At 67.2% G+C, this 19,878-nt stretch carries 14 protein-coding genes; 9 read left to right on the top strand and 5 right to left on the bottom strand.

What is annotated here, in order from left to right; genetic code table 11:
- The first annotated feature begins 49 nt into the window (after positions 1-49).
- The 7 genes from ACNR9O_RS22645 (at position 50) to ACNR9O_RS22615 (ending at position 5,499) form a co-directional block, all read left to right on the top strand.
- Positions 50-706, top strand: a complete 657-nt coding sequence (locus ACNR9O_RS22645) for a DsbA family oxidoreductase (RefSeq protein WP_473684467.1) — start codon at positions 50-52, stop codon at positions 704-706.
- A 114-nt stretch (positions 707-820) separates the two neighbouring features.
- On the top strand, positions 821-2,923 hold the full coding sequence (gene dinG, locus ACNR9O_RS22640) for an ATP-dependent DNA helicase DinG (RefSeq protein WP_473684469.1): 2,103 nt from the start codon (positions 821-823) through the stop codon (positions 2,921-2,923).
- Positions 2,920-3,477: a HutD/Ves family protein gene (locus tag ACNR9O_RS22635; protein ID WP_473684471.1), complete on the top strand. Its 558-nt coding sequence runs from the start codon at positions 2,920-2,922 to the stop codon at positions 3,475-3,477. The genes dinG and ACNR9O_RS22635 overlap by 4 nt, the downstream gene beginning before the upstream one ends.
- Positions 3,478-3,522: 45 nt before the next feature.
- Positions 3,523-4,101, top strand: coding sequence for an NnrU family protein (locus tag ACNR9O_RS22630; protein WP_473684473.1), 579 nt, complete (start codon positions 3,523-3,525; stop codon positions 4,099-4,101).
- Positions 4,102-4,214: 113 nt separating this feature from the next.
- Complete coding sequence (locus tag ACNR9O_RS22625; RefSeq protein ID WP_473684475.1) at positions 4,215-4,412, top strand: hypothetical protein; 198 nt, start codon at positions 4,215-4,217, stop codon at positions 4,410-4,412.
- Between the two features lie 3 nt (positions 4,413-4,415).
- The gene (locus ACNR9O_RS22620) at positions 4,416-5,006 is read left to right on the top strand and encodes a DUF938 domain-containing protein (RefSeq protein WP_473684477.1); all 591 of its coding nucleotides are present in this window, start codon (positions 4,416-4,418) and stop codon (positions 5,004-5,006) included.
- Positions 5,007-5,088: 82 nt separating this feature from the next.
- Positions 5,089-5,499 carry a YchJ family protein gene (locus tag ACNR9O_RS22615; protein ID WP_473700837.1) on the top strand — a complete coding sequence of 137 codons (411 nt, stop codon included), beginning with the start codon at positions 5,089-5,091 and terminating at the stop codon, positions 5,497-5,499.
- A gap of 8 nt (positions 5,500-5,507) precedes the next feature.
- Here the strand turns inward: ACNR9O_RS22615 and ACNR9O_RS22610 are convergent, their stop codons facing one another.
- The 5 genes from ACNR9O_RS22610 to gltB form a co-directional block, all read right to left on the bottom strand.
- Positions 5,508-6,272, bottom strand: coding sequence for an NRDE family protein (locus ACNR9O_RS22610; protein ID WP_473684481.1), 765 nt, complete (start codon positions 6,270-6,272; stop codon positions 5,508-5,510).
- A complete protein-coding gene (locus tag ACNR9O_RS22605) occupies positions 6,263-7,141 on the bottom strand; it encodes a methylglyoxal synthase (RefSeq protein WP_473700687.1) in 879 nt (292 codons plus the stop codon). The genes ACNR9O_RS22610 and ACNR9O_RS22605 overlap by 10 nt, the downstream gene beginning before the upstream one ends.
- 120 nt (positions 7,142-7,261) lie before the next feature.
- Positions 7,262-10,036, bottom strand: a complete 2,775-nt coding sequence (locus tag ACNR9O_RS22600; RefSeq protein WP_473684485.1) for a TonB-dependent receptor plug domain-containing protein — start codon at positions 10,034-10,036, stop codon at positions 7,262-7,264.
- Between the two features lie 380 nt (positions 10,037-10,416).
- Positions 10,417-11,829: an FAD-dependent oxidoreductase gene (locus ACNR9O_RS22595; RefSeq protein WP_473684487.1), complete on the bottom strand. Its 1,413-nt coding sequence runs from the start codon at positions 11,827-11,829 to the stop codon at positions 10,417-10,419.
- A gap of 128 nt (positions 11,830-11,957) precedes the next feature.
- Positions 11,958-16,409, bottom strand: a complete 4,452-nt coding sequence (gene gltB / locus ACNR9O_RS22590) for a glutamate synthase large subunit (protein ID WP_473684489.1) — start codon at positions 16,407-16,409, stop codon at positions 11,958-11,960.
- 393 nt (positions 16,410-16,802) lie between these two features.
- On the opposite strand from gltB, the gene ACNR9O_RS22585 reads away from it, so the two are divergent.
- A complete protein-coding gene (locus ACNR9O_RS22585; protein WP_473684491.1) occupies positions 16,803-19,094 on the top strand; it encodes a TonB-dependent receptor in 2,292 nt (763 codons plus the stop codon).
- A 14-nt stretch (positions 19,095-19,108) separates the two neighbouring features.
- On the top strand, positions 19,109-19,858 hold the full coding sequence (locus ACNR9O_RS22580; RefSeq protein WP_473684493.1) for a phosphatase PAP2 family protein: 750 nt from the start codon (positions 19,109-19,111) through the stop codon (positions 19,856-19,858).
- Positions 19,859-19,878: the final 20 nt, after the last annotated feature.

Genomic DNA, 19,878 nt, shown 5'->3' with positions numbered 1-19,878 from the left:
CCCCTCGGCGGCCCCACTTACCGTGAACTCTGCCCTGGGGAACCGCCTCATGCCCGCCAAACGCCTCCAAATCGATTTCGTCTCCGACGTCGTCTGCCCCTGGTGCGCCGTGGGCCTGGGTTCGCTGGAACAGGCGCTACGCAACCTGCAGGGCGAGGTCGAGGCGGATATTCATTTCCAGCCGTTCGAGCTCAATCCGCAGATGGCGCCGGAAGGCGAGGACGTTGGCGAGCACCTGGCGCGCAAGTACGGCAGCACGCCGGAGCAGATGGCGCAGAACCGCGAGGCGATCCGCCAGCGCGGCGCGGAGGTGGGCTTCACCTTCAACATGGACAAGCGCAGTCGCATCTACAACACCTTCGACGCGCACCGCCTGTTGCACTGGGCCCAGACGCAGGGCCGACAGGGCGAACTCAAGCGCGCGCTGCTCGGCGCCTATTTCACCGACGGCCGCAATGTCAGCAACCATGACGTGCTGGTCGCCGCGGCCGAACAGGTCGGCCTCGACGGCGGCGAAGCGCGCAAGGTCCTGGACGAAGGCCGCTATGCCGATGACGTTCGCCATCAGGAGCACTTCTATCAGAGTCAGGGCGTGCGCGCGGTACCGTCGGTGATCGTCAACGGCCGCTACCTGATCCAGGGCGGCCAGCCGCCGGAAGTGTTCGAGCAGAACCTGCGCCGGATCGCCGCCGAAACCTCGGCCTGATCCGCGCTTTCCGCGCGCCGGCCGGGCGCGCGGGAGCAGCTCCCCGTACAATGGCCCGACTGCCTGCCGCCGACGCGGCGGGCGCGCCCACTTTCGTCAGCCCCCGCCGGCCGCATGCTCACCGACGACATCAAGGAATCCATCCGCGCCGCCTATGCGCGCCTGAAGGAAGGCCTGCCCGGCTTCCGCGCGCGCGCGTCGCAGGGAAAGATGATCGCCGAGGTGGCCAAGGCCCTGGCCGTGCAGGGCGGCGCGGCGGTGATCGAAGCGCCGACCGGTACCGGCAAATCCATGGCGTACCTCATCGCCGGCGTGGAAGTGGCGCGCGCGCAGAAGAAGAAGCTGCTGATCGCCACCGCCACGGTCGCGCTGCAGGAGCAGCTGGTCCAGCGCGACATCCCGCTGTATCTCAAGCTCAACGGCCGCGAGGCCAAGGTGGCCCTGGCCAAAGGACGCGGACGCTACCTGTGCCCGCGCAACCTCGCGATGGCGCGCAACAGCGTGCAGGACACCGCGCAGATGGGCCTGGGCTTCGAGGCGGACCTCGCGCTGTGGTCCAAGCCGCCGGCCGAGCGCGACAAGCAGGTGCTGTCCAAGCTCGCCGGCGCCTTCGATCGTCACGAATGGGACGGCGACATAGACAACGCACCCGAACAGCCCGGCGATCTGCTGCGCTCCATGATCACCACCAGCGCAGGCGGCTGCACCGGCCGCAAATGCGGCCAGTTCATGGCCTGCCCGTTCTTCGCGGCGCGGCGCGCGGTGGGCGATGCGGAAATCATCGTCGCCAACCAGGACCTGGTCCTGGCCGACCTGACGATGCCGCGCGAGGAAGACGGTTTCGGCGGCGTTATCCTGCCGAAGCCCGACGAGGTGCTGTACATCTTCGATGAAGGCCATCACGTGCCGGCGAAGGCGATCGATCGCGGCGCCGCCGAGGTGTACATGAACGCGGCGGTGCGCCAGCTCAGTCGGCTGGGCCGGCAGATCCACGCGGCGTATTCGCTCGCCGACAAGGAAGTGATCGGCAAGCTCACGCTCGACGCCGGCGACGAGAGGCTGCAGGAACTCAGCGACGCACTCGAAGAGCTCGAGAAGGACATCCGCCTCAACTGGCTGCCTTCGCCCGACGACGACGAACCGATGTACCGCGGCTCGCTCGGCCAGCTGCCGGAATCGTGGGTGGAACACGCCCGCGTGCTCTACGTCTTCACCGGCGAGATCGAACGCTGGGTCGGCGCCGTGCGGCGCGCGGTACTGGAGATGACCGAGAGCGGCCCCACCCATGAGGCGCTGTCGCGCGAGCTGGGCATGGCGCTGGAGCGCATCGATCGCCAGCTGCGCACCTGGCGCGCGTGGTCCAGCGAAGATCGCGAGGGCGCGCCGCCACTGGCGCGCTGGGTCACGCTCACGGGCGATCGCCAGCTGGTGTGTCATGCCTCGTCGGTATCCGCCGGCGGGCTGCTGCGCAGCGTGCTGTGGGAAAACGCGAGCGCCGCCGTGATGACCTCCGCCACGCTCAGCGCGGGCGGCAATTTCCGCAGCTTCGCCGACGCGGTAGGCCTGCCCGACAGCGCGGTCACGCTCAGCCTGCCCTCGCCGTTCAACCTGGCCGAACAGGCGCGGCTGGAAGTACCCGCGCTGCGCGCGCTGCCCGACGCACGGGAAGAACACGCGCAGGAAATCAGCGACTGGCTCGCCGCGAACCTGGACTGGGGCGCCGGCAATCTGGTGCTGTTCACCTCGCGCGCAAAGCTCGATCGCGTGCTGCAGAAACTGCCGATCGAACACGTGCGCAAAGTGCGCGCGCAGGGCTCGCTCGGCAAGGCGCAATTGGTCGCCGAGCACATCGCCGACGTGGAAGCGGGCAAGGGCAGCACCCTGTTCGGCCTGGCCTCGTTCGGCGAAGGCCTCGATCTGCCCGGCAAGCTGTGCGAGACCGTGGTGATCACCCAGCTGCCGTTTGCCGTGCCCACCGATCCGGTCGGGGCCACCTACGCCGAATGGCTGGAATCGCGCGGCCGCAATCCCTTCATCGAAGTCACCGTGCCGGACGCGACACGCCTGCTCACGCAGTACTGCGGCCGCCTGATCCGCACCGAGACCGACCGCGGCCGCATCGTGCTGCTCGACCGGCGCGTGGTACTCAAGCGCTACGGCGAGCGCATGCTCAATGCCCTGCCGCCGTTCGCGCGCGTGATCGAACGCGCGGCATGAGCATCGTCCGCGCCGCGGCGATCCCCGCGATGCCGTGGAAGAACGGCATGGGCCGCACGCGCGAGCTGGCCATCCACCCGGCGGGCGCCGGCCTCACCAATTTCGCGTGGCGCGTGAGCATCGCCGAGGTCGACAGCGCGGCGCCGTTTTCCGCCTTTCCCGGCGTGGACCGGCAGATCGCTCTGCTCGACGGCGCCGGCTTCACCATGCGCTTCGGCGACGGTGGCGAGCATCGGCTGCTGGAACCGTTCGCGCCATTCGCCTTTCCAGGCGAAGCACATGTCGATGTGATGCTGGCCGGTGGCGCGACACGCGATTTCAACCTCATGCTCCGCCGCGGCACGGCGGCCGGACGCATCGAAACCTGGCGCACCGGCACGCATGCTCTCGATGGCGTCGCGCTCGCGTATTGCGCCCGCGGAGAGGTGCCCACGGCGGAAGGTCTGCTGCACCCAGGCGATAGCTGGCACATACCTGCCTCGGCAAGTGGACACCTTGTGTTGTCGGGCGACACCGTCGTACTGGCCGTGCATATCCGGGTGACGGACGCCTGAGCCTCCGCATCCTATACTCGCGCCATTCCACGAGGAGGGGTGACCATGCTGCTGCTCATCGTAGGTCTGGTGCTGTTCCTTGGTGTGCATTCGGTGCGCATCTTCGCTGACGGCTGGCGCACGCGGCAGATCGCCCGCCTGGGCGACAAGGGCTGGAAAGGCCTCTATTCGCTGATCTCCATCGCCAGCTTCGTACTGCTGGTCTATGGTTTCGGCCAGGCCCGGCTGCAACCGGTACTGCTATACGTGCCGCCGCTGTGGCTGCGTCATCTCAATGCGCTGTTCACTCTGGTCGCCTTCGTGCTGGTCGCCGCCGCCTATGTGCCGGGCAACCACTTCAAGGCGAAGCTCGGCCACCCGATGCTGGCCGGCGTGAAGATCTGGGCATTCGGCCACCTGCTCGCCGCCGGCATGCTGCACGACGTGGTGCTGTTCGGCGCCTTCCTGCTGTGGGCCGTGCTGGATTTCGTGGTCTCGCGCCGTCGCGATCGCGCCAACGGCGTCACCTATCCCGCCGGCACCCTGCGCGGCGACCTGATCACGATCGTCGCCGGCATGGTCGGCTGGGCTGTATTCGCGTTCGCGCTGCACACGCGGCTGATCGGCGTGAATCCGATGTCCTGAGCCGCGTTTTCTTGCGTCCGGCCGCGGACCGGGGTGTAGGGAGTCATCTACCCCGCCCGCGATACGCCGCGTTAGAGTGATCACACGTTTCCGTTCCCGCCGAGGGACTTTTCATGGCCGCTTTCCTGCTTTGGATGTTGCTGCTGGTGTTCTGCTGGCCGCTCGCCCTGCTGGCGCTGGTGCTCTACCCCATCGTATGGCTGCTGTGCCTGCCGCTGCGGCTGGTCGGCATCACCGTGGGCGCCGTATTCGCCTTCCTCGGCGCGCTGTTGATGCTGCCGGCGCGCGTGCTGCGCGGCCGGCCCGTCTGAGCATTGGACAAACCGTACGCACCGTCCTGCGAACGCAACCGCGAGCCGATTCTCGCGGTATTGCGCCAACACTTCGCCGACCGGCACGAGGTGCTCGAGATCGGCAGCGGCACCGGCCAGCACGCCGTGCATTTCGCCGCGTCGATGCCGTGGCTGCGCTGGCAATGCTCGGACCGCGCGGAGCACCTGCCTGGCATCCGCTTCTGGCTGGATGAGACCGCGCTGCCCAACACGGCCGCCCCGCTGGAATTGGACGTCGCCGGCGCGTGGCCGCCGCATCGCTACGACGCGGTCTTCAGCGCCAACACGCTGCACATCATGAGCTGGCCGGAGGTGGAAACGCTGTTCGCGCGGCTGCCGCAGGCGACATCCGTCGACGCCGTGCTCGCGATCTATGGTCCCTTCAACGATGGCGGCCGCTACACCAGCGACAGCAACGCCGCCTTCGACCTGTGGCTGAAAGAGCGCGGCGCGCACATGGCCATCCGCGATGCCGAAGCGGTCCATGCGCTGGCCGCGCGGGCCGGCTTCCAGCCTGTGGCCGACGTCACGATGCCGGCGAACAATCGCTGCCTGGTCTGGCGCCGCCGCTGAGCGGATGTCCTTTTCCCCGCGGACCGTGCCAAGGCCCGCCCCGGGTGGCATGATGCCCGTGTCGTTCATCGCCACGCGCCGCATGCCTTCCGTGCAAGCCATCGATACCCTCACGCCCTGCCCCTGCGGCAATCCCGACGGCTATCTGCGCTGCTGCGGCCCGCTGCACGACGGCGCCGCCGCTGCCACCGCCGAAGCGCTGATGCGTTCGCGCTACAGCGCCTATGTGCTCAAGCGCGAGGATTACCTGCTCGCCACATGGCATCCAAGCACGCGGCCGGCCACCCTGAAGCTCGGCGCGCAGCAACCCGAGCCGACCTGGCTCGGCCTTACCGTGAAGCGTCACGAAAGCACCGGCGACAACGCCATCGTCGAGTTCGTCGCGCGCCTACGCTACGGCGGCGGCAAGGCCCAGCGCATGCATGAGATCAGCCGCTTCGTGCGCGAAGACGGCCGCTGGTACTACGTCGACGGAACGTTTCCCGACACCTGATACCTCGGCTACCCGCCGAAGCTCATCGCCGTCTCGCCTTCCTCGCGCCCGTTGGGCCCGAAGCGCCGTTCCACGATCACCCCGCGCCCGTCATGGCCCAGCGCGACGATCGTGCTGGCGCGCGTGCCATAGAGGTCGCCGCGGATGAAGGCGGAAGACAACCAGCGCTCGCGTTCCAATCCGACGCCGGTATCGGGCAACTGCTCGTCCGGCGCGCGATGTTCGTCGGCGAGCGCGGCGAACAGCGGCGCGAAGTCGCCCTCGCTATCCTTACCGTCGAGCCACGCCTGCAAGCGCTGCATCAAGGCGCGCGTCTTGGGCCAGGGCGTGTTGAAGTCCGCGTTCGACAGGCCATGGATACCGGGCGCGACCGTCTGCGCCTTGGCCGACGGGCGATTGCCCAGATAGAACGCATCGGCCGCATCGAAGGTGAGCAGGTTGAACGGGCGGTACTCCGCTGCGGTGCCCAGCATGGTCTGCGCATGCGCGGCGGCGTGCGCTTCGCCGCGCAGATAATCCGTCGCCAGCAGGCCGCGCGACGCGCCCAGCTGCGGATCGCGCGGATCGCGTACGTTGGTGACCACGCAACAACGCCCCGCGTCGGTCACGCCCAGCCAGGTGCCGCCCGCTTCCAGGTCGCGGCCGCCCACCACCGCTCCATCATCCCAGCGCGCCAGCGGCGCGCTCGCTCGCGCGTGGAATTCGTCGCGGTTGCCGGCCAGCACCAGCCGCCAGCGCGGGTGCGCCTGCCACGCGAAGGCGATCAGGCACATGACGCGGCCCGCCGCCGCACGGCTTCGGCCCAGCGGCGAGCCACGGCCGGCGACGTCATGCACACCGCATCGTCGGTGACGGTGGTGACCGCCCGTTCCAGCAGCTGGATGTCCGCCTCGTGCTGGCGCGCCACGTGCGGATCCTCGAAGAACAGCACGCGCTGGCAGCGGCGCTCCAGCACCAGGTCGGCAATCTGCGCATCGCCACCCATCGGGCCGCTCTGGTAGCGCTGTACCCACAGCTCGCCTTGTGGCCAGCCGCGGCTCCAGGCCAGTTCGTTCAACTGCTGGCCGGTGGTGCCGGTGGCGACGCGGTAGGCGAAACGCGCCAGCACATCGAAGTGTTCGGCAGCGTAGGCGATCATCTGCGGCTTCATCGCATCGTGCGCGATCAACGCGAGAGCCTGGCCCTCCAGCGCATGGAACGCGTTCGCGCCCGGATCGGGGGCCAGGCCGGCAAGGATGCGCTCCATTTCCACCCAGTCGCGCGCCGAGGCGACGGTGGAGATGAAAGGCTTCTGATGGATCACGCACTGGCGTTTCAACGCCACCGCTTCAGGAAAGATCGACGACGGATCGACCGGATGCATCAGGTAGATCGCCCCGTCCAGCACCCGCCCGGGATGGGGCATGCCCACCACTTCGGCGACCAGCTTCATCAGGCCACCCTCGCGGCCATAGGGATAGCGCACCAGGCCGTCGTAACCGGCCAGCGCGTTCTGGCGCACGATCGCGTCATAGGTGCGCCCCACCGCATGCAGGCCGATGCCCAGCTCGCGAATACCCGCGCCGCTCGCGCGCAGCCAGCGGAACAGCGCCGCCTCCGCGTGGCCGTGGTGGACTTGGTTAGCGGCGAGGCCCATGCGCATGGCGTTCGTTTCCCCTGATGTGGAACGGAAGCCTACCGCAGCGCGCGCCGCCCCGGGGCTCCAAAAAATGCGGCGCGCCGGAACACCGGCGCGCCGCCCGGACTCCCCTTCAGACGCGGATCAGAGCTTCAGCTTCACGCCCAGGTTGTAGAACCGCCCCACCAGGCCCGCCTGCGCATAGGTCGGGTTGTAGTTGGCGCCGCCGCCGGCGTAGTTGGACGGATCGAACGGTGCCTTGCGATCGAACAGATTCATCACCGAGCCGGTGATCGCGATGTGGTCGTTGATCTGGTAACTGCCGGTCAGGTCCATGTAGGTAAACGAGCCGATGTGGCAACTGACCGGAATCGCGCTCAGGCAGTTGCTCGGATCGGTACCCGCATCCAGCGCGTAATTGGCCATACCGCTCACGTGGTACAGCGTGCCGGTAATCGTGGCCGGGCCCCACACGAAGGTGTTGGCCCACGACATGCGCCGGCGCGGTGTACCGGCACCGGACGACAGCTGGTACGGACCATGCGTGGCGACGAACTGCTCCTTGGTGCCGTCAGGCAGGGTCAGCGTCCAGTTGAAGATCTGCGTGCCGCTGAACTGGCTCATGTAGTGCATGTCGTGGTTGAAATCGAAGTGGGCCTGCACGTCCACGTCGATGCCGGTGGTCTTCAGCGAGGTGGCGTTGATGTACAGGCTGTCGATCTCCGCCGGCCGCGGCAGCGCGTTCGGATGCAGCGGGTCGGGTGTATCCGGGATCACCACGACGCCCGGCGCCTGCGGCAGGCCCGCGTAGTAATTGGCCAGCGCCGAGGACGCGTCGGCCGGCCCGATCACGTTCTCCTTCTTGATGTTGTAGTAGTCGACCGACAGGTTCAGCCAGCTGGTCGGCTGTACCAGCACGCCGAGCGTGAAGTTGCGCGCCTTCTCCGGCTTGATGTCCTTGTTGGCCAGCGTGGCCAGCGACAGCGCGTACTGGTTGACGTAGCCATTGCCGCTACCGCCGTGCGCGGCGATGAAATCCGGCGGCGGCGTGTGGTTGATGAAGCCCTGCGAGGAGCTGGAGCCGTTCTCGGCGAAGCTCGGCGCGCGGAAACCCTTGGAGTACGTGCCGCGCAGCGCCACCCAGTCGAACGGCTTCCACTTGACGCCGACCTTGGGCGTGAAGCGCGTGCCCACGTCGGAGTAATGGTCCAGTCGACCGGACACATCCACCTCGAGGGTCTCCAGCAGCGGCGCATTGAACTCGACATAACCCGCCGACACGTTGCGACTGCCCTTGGTCTGCGCATTACCCAGACCCTGGAACTCGAAGTTCGGGTTGAGCGTGGGATCATCCTGCGATTCATGGCGGAACTGCGCACCGAACGCGAAACCCAGCGCACCGCCAGCCATATCCCACAGCGAGCGGTTGACCGCGATATCCAGCGCGTCCAGGTCGGTGGTGGACGTCTTGTCGTAGCCCGGCGCCAGCGCGGCGCGCACGCGGGAGCTGTTGGCCGCGGGATTGGCGAAGTTGTAGCTGCCGCTGTTGATGGCATCCAGCAAGGCGGCGTAGCTGATGAACCCGTACTGCTTGGTATCCAGCCAGTCGTGGTTGATCGTCGCGGTGACGTCGTAGTTCCACTCGCCGAACGCGCCGGAAATGCCGCCGACCAGGCGCGCGTTGTGATTGTTGTAGTTGAAGCCGTTGTTCATGTCGCCGAACGCGTAGTTGAGCAACGCATAGTCGTTCGGGAACGGATTGCTCGGATTGCCCGGCGGCAGGGCGATGCTGTTGGTGTTGTGCGGCGTACTGTTCTGCACCTGGCGCGGCAGGCCCGGCGCCCAGGTCTTGGCCTCGAAATAGCTGGCCGACATGTAAGCGCGGGTGGTGTCGTTGAGCTTGATGGTGAAACGGCCATAGATGCCGCCCTGCTCCATCGCCGGCTGCACCTGGCCATACAGCGACTGGAAGTTCTGCAGGCAGTAGCTGCCCGTGTCGTCGGTCGTCAGCGCCGAGTTCGCGCCACATGCACGCAGCGGTTGCGCCAGCGCGCCCGCATTGGGCACGCCACTGGTGATATCGCCGGGCCGGCTGAGCGAACCGGGCGTCACCGAGCCATACACCGAGCCGGTGCGCTGGCCGGGCTGGCCGACGTTGAGGTTGGGACCGCCGATGGATGTCAGGTCCTGGGTATTGAACGGAAAGCCGCGGTCGCGCAGCCAGATCGCGTTGTCTTTTTGATACTGCACGGCGATGTAGCCGTTATGGCCGTCCTTTTCCAGATCGCCGCCGCCGGCAAGGAACGTCGCCTTGCGGGTGAAGCCGCCACCGTGCTGCGAGGTGCCGATGTCGACCGTACCTTCCACGCCCTTGTAGTTGGGCTTGAGGATGATGTTGACCACGCCGGCGATGGCATCGGCGCCATACAGCGAAGAGGCGCCGTCCTTCAGCACTTCGATGCGGTCGACGGCCGCGAGCGGGATGGTGTTGAGGTCGACGAACGAACGCTGGCCGTCATCCGCCACCGGGTAGTTGGTGGCGCGGTGGCCATCGACCAGCACCAGGGTGGAGTTCACGGTCAGGCCGCGCAGCGCGACGCCGGACGAACCGGCGGCGAAGCCGTTGGAGAACGCGTTCGGGATCGAACCGCTGTTGTCGGCGGAGATCGAGCGCACCACGTCGGAAACGGTGGTCATGCCGCTGCGCTGAATCTGCTGTGCGGTGAGGACGGTGACCGGGGACGGCGTCTCTACATCGATACGTGGCACCGCCGAGCCGGTCACGGTGATGGTCTGCAGTTGCTTGGGCTGTTCCTGCGGCGGCGGGGACGCCGGCGCGGAAGCATCCTGGGCGATAACGGCTCCGACCGGGGCGAACAACAAACCGGCCAGGGTCAGTGCAAGCTGGTTGCGCTTCATGGGGATGGCCTCTCTTTGTTTGTTATGGCTTTGCGCCAACGAGCCCATTAGCCGGGTGGGGGAATGCGCCATTTCTCGACGCATGCTTAATGGGTCCGCGACAGAGTCTTCCACTTTAAGGTTGGCTTCACAAGTTCCATGAAGAAAGAACTAAACCATTGATATCGCAATATTTTGCGCGGCAACGTAGTTAGCATAAGTCGTGCCGAAATGGCCCAGAGATAATCAGGGCAAATACGGTCAGGGGATATCCGCGCATTATGCTCAAGGCATTTAGAACGTTCTAATTGCCATAATCACGCCGACTCGAAATAAATCGCCGCAAAGAAAAACGCCGCCCTCTCGGGCGGCGCTTTCTTTCGAAGCCCAGACGCTGCGGCTCAGGCCAGCAAGGCGCGCTCGATCGACCCCGCCGCCTCGCGGCCATCGTATACCGCGCGGACCACCAGATCCGCGCCGCGCACGTTGTCGCCGCCAGCGAAGATGCGCGGATGGCTGGTCTGGTTCGGCAGCGCGCCATCGGCACCGGTGACGATGCGGCCGGAGCGATCCAGCGCCACGCCATGCGAGCGCAGCCAGTCGGGCGGACTGGGCAGGAAGCCGAAGGACTGGATCACCACGTCGGCCGGAATCTCCGTTTCGGTACCCGACACGTTCTGCGGACGCGCCCGGCCGTGGCCATCCTTCACCAGCGCGGTCTCGATCACGCGCACGCCGCGCACCTTGCCCTGCGCATCGCCCAGAATCTCCAGCGGCTGGCGCTGGAACAGGAATTCCACGCCTTCCTCCCGGCTGTACTTCACCTCGCGCGCGGAGCCGGGCATGTTCGCCTCGTCGCGGCGATACACGCAGGTGACCGAAGCCGCGCCCAGGCGGATCGCGGTGCGATTGCAGTCCATGCCGGTGTCGCCGCCGCCGAGCACGACCACGTGCTTGCCGCGGAAATCGAAGGCATGGGGCACCGCCTCGTCGCGCAGCAGGCGCTCGGTATTGGCGATCAGGAACGGCAGCGCGTCGTGCACGCCGTGCAGCTGGCGGCCGGGCAGTTCCGCATCGACATAGGTATAGGCGCCGGTGCCGACGAACACCGCGTCGTAATCGTCCAGCAGCTGGCCGAACTCGACATCGCGCCCCACTTCGTGGCCGAGCAGGAAGCGCACGCCCATACCCTCGAGCACATCGCGGCGCGTGCGCACCACGCCCTTGTCCAGCTTGAACGGCGGGATGCCGAAGGTGAGCAGGCCGCCGATCTCTTCCTGGCGGTCGTAGACGTCGGCAGCGATACCGGCGCGGCGCAGGCGATCCGCGCAGGCCAGGCCGGCGGGGCCGGCGCCGACGATGGCCACGCGCTTGCCGGTCTCGCGCACCTTGGACAGGTCCGGCCGCCAGCCCTGGCGCAGCGCTTCGTCGGTAACCCAGCGCTCGATGCTGCCGATGGTCACGGCGCCGAATGCGGTCTGCTCCAGCGTGCACGAGCCCTCGCACAGGCGATCCTGCGGACACACGCGGCCGCAGATTTCCGGCAGCGGGTTGGTCTCGTGCATCAGCGTGGCGGCTTCGAGGATGCGGCCGTCCTGCACCAGCTTCAGCCAGTTGGGAATGTAGTTGTGTACCGGGCAGGCGTGCTCGCAGTAGGGATTGCCGCAATCGATGCAGCGCTCGGCCTGCATGGCCGCCTGGGGACCGGCGAAGTCGCCGGCGATCTCGCCGTAGCCGAGCACGCGGATCGCGACCGGGACGGTGCGCGGCGTCTGGCGTTCGACATGGAGGAACTGAAAGGACTTATCTGGCATGGGGCTGGACGCGTCGAAAGAAGATGGAAGGGATCAACAGGAGAGAACCGTGTGGATCGAGCGTTTTCGCGCTATCCGCACGCCGTGTTTCCCTGCCCCGCTTTCGGGTCGCAGCGTTGTCTTCGTCATCACGCTGCGCTCCTCAGTTCTTCCGCCAGCGCATCCAGGCTCGCCGCCTTCGGCTTCACCAGCCAGAACTTGTACTGCAGGCCGCGGAAGTCGCGCAGGATCTGCCGGCCCCATTCGCTGCCCGTCAGCTCCACATGGCGCGACACCAGGCCGCGCAGGTGCTGCATGTAGTGCTCCATGCCTTCCGGCGAGATGCGCAGGATGTCCACCAGCTCGTGGTTGTAGCAGTCCACGAAGTCGCGCTCCAGGTCGAGCACATAGGCGAAGCCGCCGGTCATGCCCGCGCCGAAATTGAGGCCCACCTTGCCCAGCACCGCCACCACGCCGCCGGTCATGTATTCGCAGCAGTGGTCGCCGGCGCCTTCCACCACGGCCAGCGCGCCGGAGTTGCGCACGGCGAAGCGCTCGCCCGCGCGGCCCGCGGCGAACAGCTCGCCGTCGGTCGCGCCATACAGGCAGGTGTTGCCGATGATCGCCGCATCCTGGCTGGCGAACGGCGAATCCAGCGGCGGCCGCACCACGATGCGGCCACCGGCCATGCCCTTGCCGACGCCGTCGTTGGCTTCGCCGACCAGGTCGATATGCACGCCGCCGGCATTCCATGCGCCCAGGCTCTGACCGGCCGCGCCTTCCAGGCGCAGCACGATCGGGTGCGCGTCCATGCCGTGATCGCCCCAGCGCCGGGCGACGTCGCCAGAGAGACGCGCGCCGATCGCGCGGTCGGTATTGGCGATGGCATAGCGGAATTCGCCGCCGCTGCGGTTGACCACCGCATCGCGGGTGTCGCGCTCGATGCGCGTGGCCAGCGCCGCGTCGTCGCGCATCGGATTGCGCGGCAGGGCGCAGGCGAAATCGACATCGGCGCCCAGCGCATCGCCATGGATCAGCGGCGCGAGGTCCAGCTTGTGCTGCACCGGCGTCGCACCCTCCAGCTGCTCGAGCAGGTCGCTGCGGCCGATGATCTCGGCGAGACTGCGCGCGCCCAGCCGGGCCAGATGCTCGCGCACGTCTTCCGCGACGAAGCGGAAGTAATGCATCACCATCTCCGGCAGGCCGATGAAGTGCTCCTTGCGCAGCACCGCATGCTGGGTGGCCACGCCGGTGGCGCAGTTGTTGAGGTGGCAGATACGCAAGTACTTGCAGCCCAGCGCCACCATCGGGCCGGTGCCGAAGCCGAAGCTTTCGGCGCCCAGCAGCGCCGCTTTCACCACATCCAGGCCGGTCTTCAGGCCGCCGTCGGTCTGCAGGCGCACGCGACCGCGCAGGTCGTTGCGGCGCAGGGTCTGCTGCGTTTCGGCCAGGCCCAGTTCCCACGGCGTACCGGCGTACTTGATGGACGTGAGCGGGCTGGCGCCGGTGCCGCCGTCGTGGCCGCTGACCGTGATCAGGTCCGCACCGGCCTTCACCACGCCCGCGGCGACGGTGCCGACGCCGGCGTGGCTGACCAGCTTGACCGAGACCAGCGCGGCGGGATTGACCTCCTTGAGGTCGTGGATCAGCTCGGCGAGGTCTTCGATCGAATAGATGTCATGGTGCGGCGGCGGCGAAATCAGGCCGATGCCCGGCTTGGCGTAGCGCAGGCGCGCGATGGTCGCGTCCACCTTGTGGCCCGGCAGCTGGCCGCCTTCGCCCGGCTTGGCGCCCTGGGCGATCTTGATCTGCAGCACCTCGGCATTGACCAGGTAGGACGGCGTGACGCCGAAGCGCCCCGACGCGACCTGCTTGATCTTGGACATCTTCTCGGTGCCGTAGCGCGCCGGATCTTCACCGCCTTCGCCCGAATTGCTGCGCGCGCCCAGGCGATTCATGCCGATCGCCAGCGCCTCGTGCGCCTCCGGCGACAGCGCACCCAGCGACATGCCGGCGGAGTCGAAGCGCGACAGGATGCTCTGCATCGATTCGACCTCGTCCAGCGGCACCGCTTCGCGCAGCGGCCGCGGACGCAGCAGGTCGCGCAGCGCCGAGGGCGGCCGGCGGTCGACGAAGTCCGTATAGACGCGATAGTCGGCGGCATCGCCCGTGCGCACCGCCTTCTGCAGGCTGGCGATCACGTCCGGGTTGTACATGTGGTACTCGCCGCCATGCACGTACTTGTACAAGCCGCCGGCGCGCAGCGACTGCGCTTCGTTCCATGCTTCGGCGGCGAGCAGGCGCTGGTCCTGCTCCAGTTCGACGAAGCCGGCGCCGCCGATGCGCGACGGCGTGCCGGGGAAGCACAGCGCCACCACGTCCGGCGCCAGCCCCACGATTTCGAACAATTGGGCGCCGCGGTAGCCGGCCACGGTGGAGATGCCCATCTTGGAGAGGATCTTCAGCAGGCCCTTGCGGATGCCGCGTCGGTAGCTGCGGCCCACTTCCATGCGATCGCTGGCGATGTGGCCTTCGCGGCCCAGCTCGAACAGGCTCTGGTAGGCAAGCCAGGGATAAATCGCGGTGGCGCCGTAGCCGATCAGGCAGGCGAACTGGTGCGGGTCACGCGGCGTGGCGGTCTCGACGACGATGTTGCATTGACATCGCAGGCCTTCGTCGATCAGGTACGCATGCACCGCGCCAGTGGCCAGCAGCGAATGGATCGGCAGCAGGCCGCGCTCCGGATAGCGGTCGCTGAGGAACACCAGCGCGCACCCCTCGCGCACCGCCTGCGCCACCTCGCGGCACAAGCGGCGCAACGCGTTCTCCAGGCCCTCTTCCGGCGCATACATCAGGTCGAAGCGCGGCGTGCCGGCAAACTGCGGCAACGCCAGCAGCTGGCGCAGCTTGCGCTGGGACAGGATGGGCGAGTTGATCAGGATCTGCTTCGCGTTTTCCGGCCCCAGGTCGAACGGATTGCCCTCCGCGCCGATCTGCGTCACCAGCGACATCACCAGCTTTTCGCGCAGCGGATCGATCGGCGGGTTGGTGACCTGGGCGAAGGCCTGGCGGAAACGGTCGAATAGCGGGCGCACCTGGCGCGACATCGCCGCGATCGGCGTGTCGTCGCCCATCGAACCGGTCGCTTCCATCTCCAGCTCGGCCAGCGCCTTGAGCACCGATTCGCGCTCTTCGCGCGAGAGGCCATAGAGCTTCTGGTAGCAGCGCAGCTGGTCGGCCGGCAGCGGCTCGGCGGCCAGGGACGGGTCGATCAGATCCGATTCGAGATAGCTCACGCCGGCACGCAGCCAGTCGCGGTACGGCGCGCGACGGCGGTTGATGTCGTCGATGTCCGCGTCGCGCAATAGCCGCTTGTTGGCGAAATCGACCGCGATCATCTCTCCTGGCGCGAGGCGGCCCTTGGCGATCACGCGGGCCGACGGCACGTCCCACAAGCCGGCTTCGGAGGCGACGATCAGGTGGTTGTCTTCCGACAGTGCCCAGCGCGCCGGTCGCAGACCGTTGCGGTCGAGCGTGCAGGCGGCGTAGTGGCCGTCGCACATCACCAGGCCGGCGGGGCCGTCCCAGGGCTCGCTGTGCAGCGCGTAGTACTCGTAGAAAGCGGCCAGGTCTTCGTCGATGCCTTCGCGTGCGGCGAAGGCTGGCGGCACCAGCACACGCATCGCGGCAATCAGCTCCAGGCCGCCGGTGGTGAGCACTTCCAGCGCGTTGTCCAGGCTTTCCGAATCCGAGCCGGTCTGGCGCACCAGCGGGCCCAGGTCCGACAGCTCGACCAGGGGCGAGCGCAGGATCGACTCGCGCGCCTGCATCCAGCGCCGGTTGGCGCGGATGGTATTGATCTCGCCGTTGTGCGCGAGCAGCCGGAAGGGTTGGGCCAATCTCCACTGCGGCGTGGTGTTGGTCGAAAAGCGCTGGTGGAACACCACCGCGTCGGAGACCAGGGCCGGATGGGCCAGGTCCGGATAGACCTCGCGCAGGCGCCCCGGCGCGGCCATCGCCTTGTAGCCGATCACCTGGGCGGACAGGGTCACCACATAAAAATGTGTATCGTCTGCCAGCGCCGTCTCGGCGCGACGGCGGGCGCGGAACAAGGCGCGCTCGAACGCGTCGGCGTCCAGCCCCTGCGCATCCACAAAGATCTGCCGCACGCGCGGACGCGCCGCCGCCGCCAGCGGACCGCAGGCCTCCGGATTGACCGTCACCTCGCGCCAGCCGGCCACCTGCAGGCCCTCCTCGCGCACGAACGCTTCCAGCGTGGCGCAAGCCAGCTCGCCACCGCGCTCGTCCTTGGGATCGAGGAACACCAGCCCCGCCGCGAAACGCTCGCCCACCGACAGTTTCGCTTCCGCCGCCAGCGCCGCCAGCCAGATCTGCGGTTTGTGCACCAGCACGCCGCAGCCGTCGCCGCTGATCCCGTCGGCGTTGACGCCGCCGCGGTGCGAAAGTTTCGCCAGCGCGGCAAAGGCGGTATCGACCACCCATGCGCTGGCGCGGCCGTCGATCTGGGCGACCAGACCGAAGCCGCAGCTATCGTGTTCGAACGCGGCGTCGTACAGCGCCGGTGTACCTGCCTGGACCATCTTGCCTCCCCGGCCGACGGATTTGCGGGACACGCACGCCCAGCGGTGCGAAATGCACCACTGCCCCGTGCGCGGCTGTGGCTTCGACTAGAGCACAGTTGGTGCGTCGCGTCAAAGCGATTCGGACGGCCAAATGACGCGCGTTTTTCAGGCAGGCCCGCCAGGCGACCATACCAGTTCGGAAGAAACTGCGACGCAGGCTTCGGCCGTGGCGGGGAAAACTAAGGTCGATGTAAGGCTCGCATGGCATCGCGCGCGCGTCGCAATGACATTCATTTAGGCGTCCAAACGGCCATACCAGTTTCTTGCCCGCCGTCACACAAGCGCCACGCAACCGTCAAAAAAGCAGCTCACGATGCGCCGCTTTAACCCCTTCTCAACACGGCGCTCGACATGAACATCCCGAACCGCAAGCCCTTCTTCCGTAGCGGCAGGACGGACCTCCCCTCGTTGAGCGCCCTTGCGGCAGGCATACGCCAGCATCTGCTGCCGGCGCCCCGGTGGCTGCTGGCCGCCGGATTCTGCATGACGGGCGCGGCCATGGCCACGGACACGCCAGCCGACACCAACCCCCAGCGCCCCGCCGCCGCACAGCCCGGCGCCAAGCAGCTGGAAGAAGTGGAAGTGCGCGCCAACACGTCGACGTCGGCCATCGTGCAGGCGCCGACCCAGGCCGAACTGGACATCACCCAGCCGCAATCGGTGATCGGGCTGGACTACATCGCCAACCACGTCGCCCCCACCGCCGATTACGCGGCCATCGCCGCGATCGCGCCGGGCGTGTCCACCATCGGCGTCAGCGGCCCGGGCCTGGGCGAAGCCAAGCAGATGACCATCCGCGGCTTCAACGACAACCAGTACAACGTCACCTACGACGGCATTCCCTTCGGCGACACCAACGACTTCAGCCACCACACCAGCAGCTACTTTCCGGCCAAGATGATCGGCCAGGTCACGGTCGACCGCGGCCCCGGCGGTGCCAGCCAGCTCGGCCAGGCGACGTTCGGCGGCACGGTGGCGCTGCGCTCGAAGGACGCGCGCGACGAGTTTTCCTTCATTCCCACCGTGAGCTACGGCAGCTACGACACCACGCTCACCCACCTCGAACTCAACAGCGGCCGCCTGGAGAGCCTCGGCGGCGCCAAGCTGATCGCCAGCGCGCAGTACAACGATACCGACACAGCGCGCACCGAATCGCCGATGAGCCGCAAGACCGGCTACATCAAATACATCCAGCCGCTGGGCGAGGCAACGGAACTGACCTTCCTGAGCAACTACAACTACATCCGCTTCAACAACCCGGACAAGACCGACCTCACCCAGCAGCAGATCGATACGCTGGGCCGCAACTTCGGCCTCAACACCAACCGCGCCAGTACCGACTGCTATTGCTACAACTACCAGACCAAGCAGACGGACCTGGAGTACATCGGCCTCAGCAGCGCGCTCAGCGATACCTGGCACCTGGATGACAAGCTCTACACCTACGCCTACGACAACGACAGCCACGAGAGCCCGTACATCGGCACCGGCGCGTCGAAGAGCAACATGGGTGGCTACAACAAGATCAACAACTACCGCGCCTGGGGCGACACGCTCGAAGCCACGCGTACGGACGACCACGGCCAGCTGAAGCTCGGCGGCTGGTACGAGTACATCGACAACACCCGCTACAGCGTGGCGCTCGATTACGGCCTGGGCGGCATCCACGACGTGAAGAAGGGCAAGCTCGACAGCAGCGCGTACAAGTACACGATGGTCGATCGCCTGCGCACGACGCAGCTCTACGCCGAGTACGCCTGGCGCGTGACCGACGCCTTCACTCTGACCCCCGGCGTGAAATACGACCGCGCCACGCGCTACATCGATGCGCCAATCAACCAGACCACCAAGCTGCCGCTGAAGTACCAGCAGACCTGGGACAAGCCGCTGGGCTCGCTTACCGCCAATTACCTGCTGAGCAGCGAGTGGAGCGTATACGCGCAGGCGGCGCAGGGCTTCCTCACGCCCAATCTCAACCAGTTCTACGTGCCCAACCCGCGCGAAAGTCGCACCGAGCCGCAGAAGACCATGAACTACCAGGCGGGTACGGTGTACAAGACCGACCGCTTGAACGCCGATGCGGACGTGTTCTACATCGACTACCAGAACTTCCCGCTGATCGGCACCGATCCGGTGACGCACGATCCGATCTACGCCCTCGCCAAGGGCGCCACCATGAAAGGCGCCGAGGCCGAAGCCACCTATTACCTGGGCGAAGGCGTGAGCCTGTATGCCAATGGCTCGGTGATCGACGCGAAGTTCAAGCGCTCGAACCTGCGCATGCCCACCGTGCCGTCGGGCACCGCGGCGCTGGGCTTCCTGTATGACATCGGCGGCTTCTCCGGCTCGCTGACCAGCAAGTTCGTGGGTGGCCAGCGCGTGTACAACAGCGACCTCAACCCCGACGTCGCCGCCTCGGCCACGGCCAGCGGCCACACCACCGGCTGGTGGACCACGGCGCTCAGCCTCGGCTATGGCCAGAACCTCTCCGGTTCGATCATCAAGAGCTACAAGATCCGCCTGCAGGTGGACAACCTGTTCGACGAACACAAGCAGGTGATCGACACGATCAAGGGCAGCACGCCGTACTACCTGGTGCTGCCCGGCCGCAGCTGGTTCGCCTCCGTATCCCTCGCTCTGTGATCGGGAGAATGCCCATGACTTACCGTCGCTCCATACTTCGCGCCACGCTTGGCACATTGCTGTTCCTGACGGCTTTCGCGGCGCCGGCCGACAGCGCGCCTCGCTACCTCCCCGATACCCAGCTGCACCAGCTGCAGGCGGTGCTCGCCCCGCCGTCGCCGCCGGGCTCGCCTGAAGATCGCGCCGACCGTGCCGTCACTGATCAGGCCTATGCTGGGCGCAGCGAGAGCGACAACGCGCTGTCGCATGCCGAGGAAGAGTTCGACGTCTTCGCCTTCGCCCGGGTGCTCGGCCCGGATTTCGACGCCGCCAGGCTGCCGCGCACCGCGGCGCTGTTCGCCGAGGTGCAGAAGGAGACCGCCAAGGCGGTGAAGGAAGCAAAGAACCACTGGCAGCGTGAACGCCCTTGTCCGCTCGACGCCTGCCGCAAGGAACCGGAAGGCGACGAAAAGAATCTGAAGAAGAAAAGCTACGGCTATCCCAGCGGTCACAGCACGCGCGCCACCGTGTTCGCGATCCTGCTGGCCCAGGCCCTGCCGGCCCGCACGGACGCCCTGGCCGGCTACGCCCATGACGTGGGCTGGCGCCGCGTGGTGCGCGGCGTGCATACGCCGCAGGACATCTACGCCGGGCGCGTGTTCGGCCAGGCCTTGGCGGCGGCCTTCCTCGCCAATCCGGCACTGCGCCACGACCTGGATGAGGCGGCAAAGGAGCTGGACACGGCCGGGTTCGCGACACCGGCGAAGGCGGCGGCCGCGCCCTGAAGCGCGGCACGGAGGCGGGC

It is taken from the genome of Dyella sp. CR10 (genome assembly GCF_055814425.1).
This window is presented reverse-complemented; position numbering and strand designations above follow the sequence as displayed.

What these genes read in the sequence shown, in the direction of transcription:
- ACNR9O_RS22635 (WP_473684471.1), top strand. Translation starts at nt 2,920, where the DNA reads ATGAGCATCGTCCGCGCCGCGGCGATCCCCGCGATGCCGTGGAAGAAC.
- ACNR9O_RS22585 (WP_473684491.1), top strand. Translation starts at nt 16,803, where the DNA reads ATGAACATCCCGAACCGCAAGCCCTTCTTCCGTAGCGGCAGGACGGAC.
- dinG (WP_473684469.1), top strand. Translation starts at nt 821, where the DNA reads ATGCTCACCGACGACATCAAGGAATCCATCCGCGCCGCCTATGCGCGC.
- ACNR9O_RS22610 (WP_473684481.1), bottom strand. Translation starts at nt 6,272, where the DNA reads ATGTGCCTGATCGCCTTCGCGTGGCAGGCGCACCCGCGCTGGCGGCTG.
- ACNR9O_RS22630 (WP_473684473.1), top strand. Translation starts at nt 3,523, where the DNA reads ATGCTGCTGCTCATCGTAGGTCTGGTGCTGTTCCTTGGTGTGCATTCG.
- ACNR9O_RS22580 (WP_473684493.1), top strand. Translation starts at nt 19,109, where the DNA reads ATGACTTACCGTCGCTCCATACTTCGCGCCACGCTTGGCACATTGCTG.
- ACNR9O_RS22595 (WP_473684487.1), bottom strand. Translation starts at nt 11,829, where the DNA reads ATGCCAGATAAGTCCTTTCAGTTCCTCCATGTCGAACGCCAGACGCCG.
- ACNR9O_RS22605 (WP_473700687.1), bottom strand. Translation starts at nt 7,141, where the DNA reads ATGCGCATGGGCCTCGCCGCTAACCAAGTCCACCACGGCCACGCGGAG.
- ACNR9O_RS22625 (WP_473684475.1), top strand. Translation starts at nt 4,215, where the DNA reads ATGGCCGCTTTCCTGCTTTGGATGTTGCTGCTGGTGTTCTGCTGGCCG.
- ACNR9O_RS22645 (WP_473684467.1), top strand. Translation starts at nt 50, where the DNA reads ATGCCCGCCAAACGCCTCCAAATCGATTTCGTCTCCGACGTCGTCTGC.
- ACNR9O_RS22600 (WP_473684485.1), bottom strand. Translation starts at nt 10,036, where the DNA reads ATGAAGCGCAACCAGCTTGCACTGACCCTGGCCGGTTTGTTGTTCGCC.
- gltB (WP_473684489.1), bottom strand. Translation starts at nt 16,409, where the DNA reads ATGGTCCAGGCAGGTACACCGGCGCTGTACGACGCCGCGTTCGAACAC.
- ACNR9O_RS22615 (WP_473700837.1), top strand. Translation starts at nt 5,089, where the DNA reads ATGCCTTCCGTGCAAGCCATCGATACCCTCACGCCCTGCCCCTGCGGC.